10 protein-coding genes and 1 pseudogene are annotated in these 11810 nt (G+C 61.9%); 3 read left to right on the plus strand and 8 right to left on the minus strand.

The annotated features are described in order from the left end of the window. Positions 1-76: 76 nt before the first annotated feature. Positions 77-348: pseudogene (locus PEP31012_RS23990) on the plus strand (IS3-like element ISMxa2 family transposase); the annotation flags it as partial. Between the two features lie 6 nt (positions 349-354). Here the strand turns inward: PEP31012_RS23990 and PEP31012_RS12635 are convergent. Next, a complete protein-coding gene (locus tag PEP31012_RS12635; protein ID WP_150589692.1) occupies positions 355-1230 on the minus strand; it encodes a serine hydrolase in 876 nt (291 codons plus the stop codon). Between PEP31012_RS12635 and PEP31012_RS23670 the strand changes: the two genes are divergently transcribed. Beyond that, positions 1139-1573 carry a hypothetical protein gene (locus PEP31012_RS23670; protein ID WP_174978226.1) on the plus strand — a complete coding sequence of 145 codons (435 nt, stop codon included), beginning with the start codon at positions 1139-1141 and terminating at the stop codon, positions 1571-1573. The two genes, PEP31012_RS12635 and PEP31012_RS23670, sit on opposite strands and share 92 nt — an antisense overlap. Positions 1574-2092: 519 nt before the next feature. Here the strand turns inward: PEP31012_RS23670 and ggt are convergent. From ggt to cyoA, 6 genes are all read right to left on the minus strand, one after another. Next, positions 2093-3715, minus strand: a complete 1623-nt coding sequence (gene ggt, locus PEP31012_RS12640; RefSeq protein ID WP_246171287.1) for a gamma-glutamyltransferase — start codon at positions 3713-3715, stop codon at positions 2093-2095. 559 nt (positions 3716-4274) lie between these two features. Beyond that, positions 4275-5027 carry an SURF1 family protein gene (locus PEP31012_RS12645; RefSeq protein WP_246171271.1) on the minus strand — a complete coding sequence of 251 codons (753 nt, stop codon included), beginning with the start codon at positions 5025-5027 and terminating at the stop codon, positions 4275-4277. A gap of 126 nt (positions 5028-5153) precedes the next feature. Then, positions 5154-5555, minus strand: a complete 402-nt coding sequence (gene cyoD / locus PEP31012_RS12650; RefSeq protein ID WP_150589695.1) for a cytochrome o ubiquinol oxidase subunit IV — start codon at positions 5553-5555, stop codon at positions 5154-5156. After that, positions 5552-6217 (minus strand): cytochrome o ubiquinol oxidase subunit III, encoded by a 666-nt coding sequence (gene cyoC / locus PEP31012_RS12655; protein ID WP_150589696.1) that lies wholly within the window; start codon positions 6215-6217, stop codon positions 5552-5554. Before cyoC ends, cyoD begins: the two co-directional genes overlap by 4 nt. Beyond that, positions 6210-8201 carry a cytochrome o ubiquinol oxidase subunit I gene (gene cyoB / locus PEP31012_RS12660; protein WP_150589697.1) on the minus strand — a complete coding sequence of 664 codons (1992 nt, stop codon included), beginning with the start codon at positions 8199-8201 and terminating at the stop codon, positions 6210-6212. The genes cyoC and cyoB overlap by 8 nt, the downstream gene beginning before the upstream one ends. 65 nt (positions 8202-8266) lie before the next feature. Continuing rightward, a complete protein-coding gene (gene cyoA, locus PEP31012_RS12665; RefSeq protein WP_150589698.1) occupies positions 8267-9301 on the minus strand; it encodes a ubiquinol oxidase subunit II in 1035 nt (344 codons plus the stop codon). 160 nt (positions 9302-9461) lie between these two features. Between cyoA and PEP31012_RS12670 the strand changes: the two genes are divergently transcribed. After that, entirely contained in the window at positions 9462-10796 is a 1335-nt protein-coding gene (locus PEP31012_RS12670; RefSeq protein WP_150589699.1) for an MFS transporter, read from the plus strand. A gap of 81 nt (positions 10797-10877) precedes the next feature. Here PEP31012_RS12670 and PEP31012_RS12675 read toward each other — a convergent pair whose 3' ends face one another. After that, positions 10878-11747 (minus strand): LysR substrate-binding domain-containing protein, encoded by an 870-nt coding sequence (locus tag PEP31012_RS12675; protein WP_150589700.1) that lies wholly within the window; start codon positions 11745-11747, stop codon positions 10878-10880. Positions 11748-11810 lie beyond the last annotated feature (63 nt).

Below are 11810 nucleotides of genomic sequence, written 5' to 3' on the forward strand. Positions count from 1 at the left end.
TGATCTGCTGCCGCACCGTTGGACGCCGGCCGCGCCCTGAAACCTGACCCGTCAAGACGGGTTTGCCGGTCGCTTACAACGGTTCGGCGAGATGGCCAGCAATGACGTCAAGCGACTCAAGACGCTTGAGGCCGAGAACGCGCGGTTAAAGAAAATGGTGGCTGAGCGCGATCTTGAGATCGAGGTCATGAGGGAGATCGGCGAAAAAATGTGGTGATCGCACACGTTCGCTGCGAGCAAGTCCGGTTTGCAGTCGAACGGGGCTTGAGTCAAAGGCGAGCGTGTGCGCTGATGCAGGTCGGCCGTTCGAGCTTGAGCTATGCATTGAAGATGCCAAGCAAGAATGCGCCGGTGTCATCGTAACGAGCACGACAACCAATGGGCGATGCGCACGCCATCGAGGCGCGAGCCTTCTGGGGTATCGCTGCCCAGCATGGTCACGATCACGGGACGCCGTTTGTGCACCATCAAGCGCATCACCATGTTATGCCCCGATTCGTTGATGAAGCCTGTCTTCTGAACGCTCGCATCCACCTTTCCGTAGCGCACCAGACGGTTCGTATTGACGTACTGCAGCCGCCCTTTGCCCGTGTTCACCCGTTGTTGATGGTCAGTCGAGTAGCGGCGGATCAGCGGATACCTATTCGACGCTCGAACCAGACGCGCCAGTTCTCGCGCCGTCGACACGTTGTATGGTGACAGCCCCGTCGAGTTCTCGAAACGCGTATTCGGCATGTTCAACGCGCGGGCCTTCGCATTCATGGCAGAAATGAAGGCGGGACGCCCGCCCGGATAGTCGCGGCTCAAGGCGGCGGCAGCCCGGTTCTCCGATGCCATCAACGAGATGTGCAACATGTCGGCACGTGAAAGCGTCGAGCCCACCGCCAAACGCGAATGGCTGAACTTGAGGGTATCGAGATCCGCATTCGTGACCGTAAGCGGTGCACGCATGGCCGGGCCGCTATCAAGCCAGACGACCGCCGTCATCAGCTTCGATAGCGAGGCAATCGGGCGCACTTGATTCGCATTGAGGGAGAAGAGTGGCGTCTTCGTTTTCTCGTCGACAATATAAACAGCCCTTGAGAAAAGCCGCTTGCGTGATGCCCGCGTGAAACCGCATCGCGCGAGAAGACGCGGCTTGGTAGCCGTGCCGACTGATGCGGTCGCTGTCTTCGTCGCTCTCACGGCTCCTGCAGTGCCAACGGCTCCTGTTGCTCTCGTTGTTCCCACCGCTCCCGAAACTCCCGAAACTCCCGAAACGCTCGAAACGCTCGAAGCCTTTGAAGCCTTTGAAGCCTTTGAAGCCTTTGAAGCTTTTGAAGCTTTTGAAACCTTTGAAACCTTTGAAACCCTTGAAGCGTTTGAAGCATTCGACACCGCATTGCGCCGCGTAGCCGCGGGCCGACGCTTCACCGACGTTTTAGCGCTGTGCGGTGGTTTCGTCGCTTTGTGGCCTGCATGGCGCTTGGCCCCACGATGCGCTGATCGTTGGTGCGATCGACGCGCAGACTTCGCCGGCTTCTTCGCTGCCGTCTTTTTCTTCTTCACCGCAGGGTGGTGGTGCTTGCCATGACTCGAATGATGGACGGTCGCTGCCAGTGCATCGCTGACGGGTAGCCCGGCGACGAGCAACATCAATCCGAACAGCACCAGGCGAGCGAACGCGACGGTGCGCGGCGATAAACGAGGAAGACGGGGCAAGGACGAGATAAACAGCGGGTACCACAGGGCGGACATCTTCGAGCGGTTCCGTAGCAAAAGGGGACGGTCGGCACGTGCAGGCAACAGCAACCTCTCGCGTCGGTGACCACCACACGAGATGCCGGCGCAGTACACGGGCAAACCTATTGGACGGGACGCGGGCGAGGAGTTCCTGAACTTCCCAGCGGCATATTACAAAACGTTACAAATAACGACCCTTTGGTGTGCGACGGCGCTTAGGCGGTCACTGACCTCCCCAAATTAACCGAGCACATTGGGGGGAGGTGCCCGGCGATCACAATCACGGACGCCGCCCATAAGACAATGGGGCCGCGCAAGCGGCCCCATCAACACCAACAATCCAAACGTCGTTCGGATCACGGTTCCTCAATCAATAGCCGAGTGCGAGCCCCGTGTTACGACGCGGATCGTTCGCGCCGTAGTAGCGGTTCTTGCCGATCGGCTTGCCGCCGAGCGACGGCGCACCCACGATAATGGCGGCGATATGGTTCGCGGGTTGCGGACCGGCAAACTTCTGGCCCCAGCTTTCGAGGATCTTCTGCGTGTCGGGACTCAGGGCGAACCGCTCGAGGTTGGTCGCTTCGGGCATCCACTGTTGATGGAAGCGCGGTGCATCAACGGCCTCCTGCAGATTCATGCCGTAGTCGATGACGTTGAGCATCGTGAGCAGCGTGGCCGTGATGATACGGCTACCGCCCGGCGTGCCCACGACCATGACCGTCTTCCCATCTTTCGTGACGATGGTCGGACTCATCGACGAGAGCGGACGACGGCCCGGGCCAATGGCATTCGCTTCCCCCTGGATCAGGCCGTACAGGTTCGGCACGCCCACCTTGGCCGTGAAGTCGTCCATTTCATCGTTGAGCATGACGCCCGTGCCGTTGGCCATCACCTTTGCACCGAACCAGTCGTTAAGTGTGTAGGTAACCGACACGGCATTGCCGTCGCGATCGATGATCGAGTAATGCGTGGTGTTGCTGCCTTCATGCGGCGCTACCCCCGGCTTGATCTCCTGCGAGATACCGGCCTTCTGCGGGTTGATGGCTGCCCGAATCTTGGCCGCGTATTGCTTGTCGAGCAAGTGAGCGATCGGGTTCTTCACGAAATCGGGGTCGCCCAGATAGCTGTTGCGGTCGACATACGCGTGGCGCATTGCCTCGATGGTGTAATGCACCCCCTGCGCCGAGTGATATCCCAACTCGGTCATCGGATAGCCTTCGAGGATGTTCATGATCTCGCAGATCACCACACCGCCCGAACTGGGCGGGGGGGCCGAGACCACATGGTAGCCACGATAGTCGCACTCGACGGGGGCCAGTTCGCGCGTTTTATACTGATCGAGATCGGCCTGCGTGATGATGCCGCCGCCGGCCTTCATCGAAGCCACAAGCTTGTTGGCGACTTCGCCCTTGTAGAACCCGTCGGTACCCTTGGCACTGATCAGCTTGAGCGTACGCGCAAGATCCTTCTGGACAAGCCGCTCACCCGGCTGGAATGGCTGACCCTTGTTCAGGAAGATGGCACCCGAGTTGGCGCGGTCGTTCTCGAAGTTCTTGGTCGATGTCCACAACATGTCGGCGTCGCCCTGATCGAGCACGAAACCCTTTTCCGCCAGCGTGACGGCAGGCGCGATCAGTTGTGCCCGCGTCCTGGTGCCGTACTTTTGGCGCGCGTATTCCATACCCGACACGGTGCCGGGCACGCCCACGGCCCGATAGCCGGTCGTCGAGGCGCCCTTGATGACGTTGCCATCCTTGTCGAGATACATGTTGGCCGTCGCGGCCAGCGGGGCCTTTTCGCGGAAATCGAGGAAGGTCTTGCGGCCGTCCGCAAGCTGGATCGTCATGAAGCCGCCGCCGCCGAGGTTGCCGGCGGCCGGATACACCACCGCGAGCGCATACCCCACGGCTACCGCCGCATCGACAGCATTGCCACCGGCCTTGAGCACATCTACGCCGACTTTCGACGCCAGGTGCTGGGCCGTAACCACCATGCCGTTCTCGGCACCGACCGGTGCCTGCGAGGCGGCGTGAACGTTGAACAGCGCACAACTCAGCGCTGTCGCCAGAAACGCTTTGGAGAAAGTTGGATTTTTCATCGTCTTAACGTGTTCTTGTCCGAGCGAGATAGGGGGAGTTTCAACATCGCCAGCGACGCACGCACAACCAGCAGCCCGCCCGCGCACCGAGCCTGAGGCCGGCACAGTTGCGGGGCGACGTCTCCACTGCCTAGACTTAGGCATGCGTAACAACGCCGTCGACCCTGGAACGTTAACGCATAACGGCGAATTGGGGAAAGATGCGACGCACGTCCGAGTGACGGGCCACAGCGTGAGATCGCGTGGCCCTGGACATTTTGCAAAAAGGCTCGCTTGCCTTGGCCGACAAGCGTTTGTGCCTATATGGGGTCAGATGGTAATGGCGCCAGCCGCTCGAAATGTGGAATATCGACAGGCGAAACCGCTCGAAAAGATGAGGTTTCACCTTGCGAATGTTGCGCTGTCACCACGCTGCCATCAAGGGGATTGTCGGGGAGTGTGCTACGCGAGCGCGTCAGGGTTGCCGGACGTTCGACTCGCCGCGCTTGCGCAGTTCGAGCCGGATGACGAACCCGCCGGCCACGGCCGACATGATCGCCAGGGCGTACCACGTCAGCAGATAGCTCATGTGGTTGTTCGGAAACTTCACCACCGTGAGCCCGCCCACCGGGTAGTCGCGCACCGGCGCCTGGCCAGTCATGGCCTCGGCATCGCCGCCGGCCAACGCGCGGCTCGCGTCGGCGCCAGGTTTTCCATCGGCATCAACGAAGAAGGGCGCCACGTCGGCGGCCGTCAATCCACGTGCGGCGGCAATGCCCGCGACGTCGCGCGAATACCAGAGGTTTTCCGACGGCGCATTCTTGCGCAGGAATCCGCCGCCCGGCTCGGGCATGCGCAGCAGACCGGTGACCGTAACCTCACCCGCCGGGGCGGCCGGCACGGCCTCCTTCCAGCCCGGCGGCACAAAGCCGCGATTGATCAGCACCTCGCCGCCGTCCGCCGTGCGCAACGGCGTGAGCACCCAGAACCCGCCGCCCAGATCGGTAACGGCTTGCACGAGGGTGTCCTTGTCGAACTGGTATGTACCACTGAGCGAGACGTGGCGATATTCATCCTCGGCCGCACTGACCGCGGCCCATTGGGCGCGCAAGGGTGCCGGTGCGGGCGGCGCATGCACGCGCGAATTCACACGTTCGATCAAGTCGAGCTTCCAGGCGCGTCGATGCAACTGCCAGGTCCCGAGCGATACGAAGACGCTGACCAGCATCAACGTGATGACGCCAAGGATGACCAGCCGAAGCGGAGAGGGGCGGGAGGGCGCACCAGAAGTGCGCGGGGGACGCTGTGCGCCCCCCGAGTCATGAAGTCGATTGCTGCTCAAGGGAAATGCCGTTCACGGAAGGTTTTTCGTATCCTGCATCATACCCGCCATCATGTTCTGGTTCAGGTGATACATCACCCATAGCGAACCCGACAGCGTGATCACGACCAGCACGATCGTGAAAATCAGCGACAACAGGTTCCAGCCGCCTTCGGAGCGCCCGTTCATGTGCAGGAAGTAGATCATATGAACGATGATCTGAATGGCGCCGAGAAACAGAATCATGATGGCGGTGGTACTCGATTTCTCGAAGACGCCGCCCATCACGAACCAGAACGGAATGGCGGTGAGCACGACGGAAAGGATGAACCCGGTCGCATACCCGCGCAAGGTACTGTGCGGCCCCTCGTCGCCATGCTCATGGTCGTGGTCGTGCCCGTCGGCACCATGCAGGGTCGAGTCGTGGGTGCTCACGGCAGCACTCCCATTAGATAGACAAACGTGAAGACGCCGATCCACACCACGTCGAGAAAGTGCCAGAACATCGACAGGCACATCAGGCGACGGCGGTTGGGCGCGGTGAGGCCGTGCTTGCCAACCTGCACCATCAGGGTGATGAGCCAGACGATGCCGAACGTGACGTGCAGCCCGTGTGTGCTCACCAGCGTGAAGAACGAGGACAGGAACGCGCTGCGCCACGGCCCGGCGCCCTCGTGAATGAGGTTCGCGAATTCGTAGAGTTCCAGCGAGAGAAACGCCGCACCAAGCGCCCCGGTGACCGCGAGCCAGCCGAGCACCGCACTCTGGCGCCGCCGCTGCATCTCAAGCATCGCGAAGCCGTAGGTGATTGACGAGAGCAGCAGGAAGGTCGTGTTGAGTGCCACCAGCGGTAGTTCGAACAGCTCCGCGCCGGTGGGGCCGCCCGCGTAATTGCGTCCGAGCACGCCATACGCCGCAAACAGACAGGCGAAGACGAGACAGTCGCTCATCAGGTAGACCCAGAAGCCGAGCAGCGTCCCGTTGGGCGGGTGATAGTCGCTCGTCATCATGAACTTCAATTCGCCGTCGGGCGCGCTGGGCGTGTGAGCCCCGAGCGGGGCGCCGCCGGCCGGGAAGGTTGCCGTCGTATCAGACATGCTGCGCGAGCAGGCGCGTACGCGCTGCCTCCGTTTGTTCGACCTGATCGGCCGGGATGTAGTACTCGCGGTGGTAGTTGAACGTGTGGCCGATGGCGGTCGCCAGCAGCGCCACGAACGACACGATCACCACCAGCCACATGTGCCAGATGAGCCCGAAGCCGCACACCGTCGCGAACCCGGCGAGAATGATGCCCGCACCCGTGTTCTTCGGCATGTGGATCGGGATGAAGTCGTTCTCCGGACGCTTGAAGCCGTGCTGCTTCATCTGCCACCAGGCGTCGTTGTCATGGATGACCGGCGTGAACGCGAAGTTGTAGGCCGGCGGGGGCGACGACGTCGACCATTCCAGCGTGCGGCCATTCCACGGGTCGCCCGTATCGTCGCGCAGTTGTTCGCGGCGCATGAAGCTCACCACGAGCTGGATGATGAAGCACCCAATGCCAATGGCGATGAGCACTGCGCCCACGGCGGCGATCCGGAACCAGATCTGCAGCGACATATCGTCGAAGTGACTCACGCGGCGAGTCACCCCCATCAGGCCCAGCAGATACAGCGGCATGAAGGCGACGTAGAAGCCGATGAACCAGAACCAGAACGAGCACTTGCCCCAGAACGGATCAAGCCGGTAGCCGAAGGCCTTCGGGAACCAGTAGGTGATCGCCGCCATGACCCCGAAGATCACGCCGCCGATGATCACGTTGTGAAAGTGAGCGATCAGGAACAGGCCGTTGTGCAGCGAGAAGTCGGCCGGTGGCACGGCGAGCAACACGCCGGTCATGCCGCCGATGACGAACGTCACCATGAAGCCGACAGTCCACAACATCGGCACTTCGAAGTGGATGCGCCCGCGATACATGGTGAACAGCCAGTTGAAGATCTTCGCACCGGTCGGTATCGAGATGATCATCGTCGTGATACCGAAGAACGAGTTCACACTCGCACCGGAGCCCATCGTGAAGAAATGGTGCAGCCATACAAGGTACGACAGCACCGTGATCACGACCGTCGCATAGACCATCGACGCATAGCCGAACAGGCGCTTGCCAGAGAAGGTGGCGACCACCTCGGAGAACACGCCGAACACCGGCAGCACGAGAATGTAGACCTCAGGGTGGCCCCAGATCCAAATCAGGTTCACGTACATCATGGCGTTGCCGCCGAGGTCGTTCGTGAAGAAGTTGGTGCCGGCGTAACGATCGAGCGCCAGCAGGGCAAGCACGGCGGTCAGCACCGGGAACGCGGCCACGATCAGCACGTTGGTGCACAGCGAAGTCCACGTGAAGACCGGCATGCGCATCATCGTCATGCCCGGCGCACGCATCTTCACGATGGTCACGAGCAGGTTGATCCCCGAGAGCAGGGTGCCGATCCCGGCGATCTGCAGTGCCCAGATGTAGTAATCGACCCCGACGTTCGGACTCTGCAGGATGCCCGACAACGGCGGGTAAGCCAGCCATCCGGTGCCGGCGAATTCGCCCACGAACAGCGACAGCATCACGAGGATGGCCCCGCTCGTCGTCATCCAGAAGCTGAAGTTGTTCAGGAAGGGGAACGCCACGTCGCGCGCGCCGATTTGCAGCGGCACCACAAAGTTCATGAGACCGGTCACCAGCGGCATCGCCACGAAGAAGATCATGATTACGCCGTGCGCGGTGAAGATCTGATCGTAATGGTGCGGCGGCAGATACCCCATGTTGTCGCCGAACGAGACCGCTTGCTGCATACGCATCATCAAGGCGTCGGCAAAACCGCGCAGCAGCATGACGATGCCCAGGATCACATACATGACACCAATTTTCTTGTGATCGATGCTCGTGAACCATTCGCGCCACAAGTATCCCCACAGCTTGAAGTAGGTGATGGCGCCCAGTACGACGAGGCCGCCGAACGCCACCCCGGCAAAGGTCGCGATGAGGATCGGTTCGTGGTACGGGATCGCCTCGAGCGTGAGGCGACCGAAGATCAACTTGACGATGTCCATAAGCTCGAGCCTGGGATCAATCGCGCACGAGGCGCATCATTGTCGACGGTTGGGCGCGGTGCGCGTCACTGTGCAATTCCCGCACCGGGCGCGCGTTGTGCGCCAGACGCGAACTGCGCGGTGTTCTGCGCCGTGCACATCGCGTCGGCGAGCAACGACTCGGACGTGCCGCTACGCGCCCGGCTGGCGTGCGGGAGATTGGGCTGATCCATCATGTCCTTCAGACAGGTCTGCCCGGGCTGCACGCACCGGTTCAGAATCGCGTCGTAGAGGTTTGGCGCCACGTCGCCGTAGTAGTGCACGGGCACCCATTCGCTCGGTTGGGAGAGGGCCGCGTACTTGTCGCGCGTGAGGTTGTCGCCGCGGGCCTTGACCTGCTTGACCCATGCGTCGAAGTCGTCTGCCGACAACCCGTGGAATTTGAAGCGCATGCCCGAGAAGCCCGCGCCGCTGAAGTTCGCGGAGAAGCCGTCATAAATGCCGGGCTTGTTGATGACCGCATGCAGCTTTGTTTCCATGCCCGGCATGGCGTAGATCTGTCCGGCCAGGGCGGGCACGAAGAACGAATTCATCATCGTGGTCGATGTGATTTCGAAGCGGATGGGACGGTCGACCGGCGCGGCCAACTCGTTCACGGTCGCAATGCCCTGATCCGGATAGAAGAACAGCCACTTCCAGTCCATGGCCACCACCTGTACTCTGAGCGGGCGCGTGTCTGGCGGAATGTCGCGTTTGGCGTCGATCCGCTCGAGCGGCCGGTAGGGGTCGAGCTTGTGGGTGCTCACCCAGGTGAGGGCCCCCAGCGCGATGATGATCAGCAGCGGCGCGGCCCAGATCAGCAGTTCGAGCAGCGTCGAGTGATCCCATTCGGGCGTGTAGACCGCCTGCTTGTTCGACGCTCGGTAACGCCAGGCGAAGACCAGTGTCAGCACGATCACCGGAACGATGATCAGCAACATCAGGACAGTGGAAATGATGATGATGTCCCGCTGCCGTACCGCAAGATCGCCCGAGGGCGACATCAATACGGTACTGCAACCGGACAGCAACGCGGCGGCGGGGAGCAAAAATACCCCGCGAGGGAGCTTGGGGGAAGTCATGCTGCGATCGATGGAACCGTAGCCTCAGACCGGGATCATCATGGACTCCCCTCCACGATGCGGCAATTCAGGGTAAACCCGATGGCGTGGATTCGCGATACCTGCGATGCTCTTTTGGCACAAGTGTCATGGTCATCCCGATCCGCAAGGGGGTCCGATAATGTCAAGCAGTGCTCATCAATCGCCGACGCCTCCCGGCGTGACCGCCGCGACGACGGCGCACGATCACGGCAGCAAGTCGCGCATCGCGCCGGAGGAAATCGCCGTCGGCGTGGTGGTCGGACGGGCCTCCGAGTACTTCGACTTCTTCGTGTTCGGCATTGCCGCCGTCCTCGTTTTTCCGCACGTTTTCTTCCCGTTCGCCGACAGCCTGCATGGCCTGTTGTACGCGTTCGCGATTTTCTCTCTCGCGTTTATTTCTCGTCCGTTCGGCACCGCGTTGTTCATGAACGCGCAGCGCCGCTGGGGGCGCAGTGTCAAGCTCACGGCCGCGCTGTTCGTGCTCGGCACGGCAACCGCCGGCATGGCGTTCCTGCCGGGCTATTCGGTGCTGGGCGACCGCGCCATCTGGCTGCTGGCGTTCTTCCGGCTGGTGCAGGGGATCGGTTTTGGCGGCTCGTGGGACGGACTGCCGTCGCTGCTCGCGATGAACGCCCCCCCGCAACGGCGCGGCTGGTATTCGATGATGGGGCAACTGGGCGCGCCGATTGGCTTCATCATCGCCGCGTCCCTGTTCCTGTTCCTGCACTGGAGCCTCGAGTCTGACGACTTCCTCACGTGGGGCTGGCGATACCCGTTCTATGTCGCGTTTGCCGTGAACGTGGTGGCGCTGTTCGCGCGGCTGCGCCTGGTGGTGACGCACGAATACACGGAGATGCTGGAAGAGGGACAACTGGAGCCGATCAGCACGCGCGAGATGGTTCGTTCGCAGGGCTACAACATCTTTCTCGGCGCCTTTGCGGCGCTCGCGAGCTACGCGCTCTTTCACCTGGTGACGGTGTTCCCGCTGTCATGGATTGCGCTGCAGAACAGCCAGGATCTGAACAATGTGCTGATCGTGCAGCTGTGCGGTGCGGCGATCGCCATCGTATGCACCGTCATTTCCGGGCGCATTGCCGACCGTATCGGCCGGCGCACCACACTGGGCCTTTTCGCCATCTTCATCGGTGTGTTCGCGCTCTTCGCCCCGTTTCTCATGGGCGGCGGCTCAACGCGGCAGGATATTTTCATCCTGGTTGGCTTCGCGCTGCTCGGGCTGTCGTACGGGCAGGCCGCCGGTACGGTGACGTCGAACTTCGAGCAACGCTTTCGCTACACTGGGGCGGCGCTGACGACCGACTTCGCGTGGCTGTTCGGCGCGGCCTTCGCGCCGCTCGTGGCGCTGGGATTGTCGTCCGAGTTCGGACTGATTGCCGTGAGTGCCTATCTGCTCTCGGGCACGGTGTGCACGCTGCTGGCATTGCGCATCAACAAGGCCTTCGAGACGCGCGATTGATCGCCGGCGCGGCACCGGCTTCTCATCTTCCGTGACGGCGCGACAGGGTTCGCGCCGTTTGTCCACCCAGCCGTCATCCACTCACACATCGTGCAACATGCCGGCGATGGCGGCCGTGATGTCGTGCGTGCGCGAATCGTGCTCGCGATGAATCATGCCGACCGTGCGCAGCAAGGGCGGTTCGGCAATCGGCACGATGCGCAGCAGTGGGTCTGATTGCCAGTCGCCGCGATGCAACTGCGGCAGCACCGACACGCCGACGTTCTTGCGCACGAGCGCGACGATTGTCTCGATGGAGTTCAGCTCCAGGTATTCGGTCACACTGAGCTTCGCCGCGCGTAACGCCTGCTCCACCACCATACCGGTGCGAACGCGCCGGTCAAAGCGCAGAAACGCGTGTTCGTCGAGAATGCGCTGCGGGTCGGGTTCGGTGACGTCGCGATTGACGACCATGACCATCGGCTCGGTATAGAGGGGCGTCCACACCAGCCCGTCGACGCGGGCATCGTCGGCTCGCGCCACCACCGCGGCAATATCGACTTCGCCTTGTTCGACCAGATCGGTGAGTTCGTCAGAGCGTGCCGACGTGAGCCGTACATCGAGCCGCGGATGCGCGGTCTTCAGTTCCGCCACGACTAACGACAGCGCGCCGATGACGGACACCACGGCGCCGATGGTGACGGGGCCCTGCATGGCATCGGCGGAGGTGGCGCTGAGTTCGGCGGTGAGTGCCAGGATCTGCTCGACACGCGGGAACAGATCGCGTCCCTGACGCGTGAGCGTGATCTGCCGGCCGCGCCGATCGAACAATCGCTGACCGACGGCCTCTTCCAGACCGCGCATCTGCAGACTGACGGCCGCCTGCGTCAGCGCGGCGCGCTCGGCGGCCGCGGCGAACGAGCCGGTTTGTGCCACCAGTCGGAACGTCTTCAGCATGCGCAGCGTAAGCATCGGTGGGTCAAGAATAATTTACGAATGAAAAAGAAATATTAATATTTCTTTTGCGTGCATGGA

The organism is Pandoraea eparura (genome assembly GCF_902459725.1).
Classification (GTDB): domain Bacteria; phylum Pseudomonadota; class Gammaproteobacteria; order Burkholderiales; family Burkholderiaceae; genus Pandoraea; species Pandoraea eparura.

Coding starts and splice junctions, on each gene's coding strand:
- ggt (WP_246171287.1), bottom strand. CDS start 3,715: ATGGTGGTTACGGCCCAGCACCTGGCGTCGAAAGTCGGCGTAGATGTG.
- PEP31012_RS12675 (WP_150589700.1), bottom strand. CDS start 11,747: ATGCTTACGCTGCGCATGCTGAAGACGTTCCGACTGGTGGCACAAACC.
- PEP31012_RS12670 (WP_150589699.1), top strand. CDS start 9,462: ATGTCAAGCAGTGCTCATCAATCGCCGACGCCTCCCGGCGTGACCGCC.
- cyoA (WP_150589698.1), bottom strand. CDS start 9,301: ATGACTTCCCCCAAGCTCCCTCGCGGGGTATTTTTGCTCCCCGCCGCC.
- PEP31012_RS12645 (WP_246171271.1), bottom strand. CDS start 5,027: ATGCTGGTCAGCGTCTTCGTATCGCTCGGGACCTGGCAGTTGCATCGA.
- cyoC (WP_150589696.1), bottom strand. CDS start 6,217: ATGTCTGATACGACGGCAACCTTCCCGGCCGGCGGCGCCCCGCTCGGG.
- cyoB (WP_150589697.1), bottom strand. CDS start 8,201: ATGGACATCGTCAAGTTGATCTTCGGTCGCCTCACGCTCGAGGCGATC.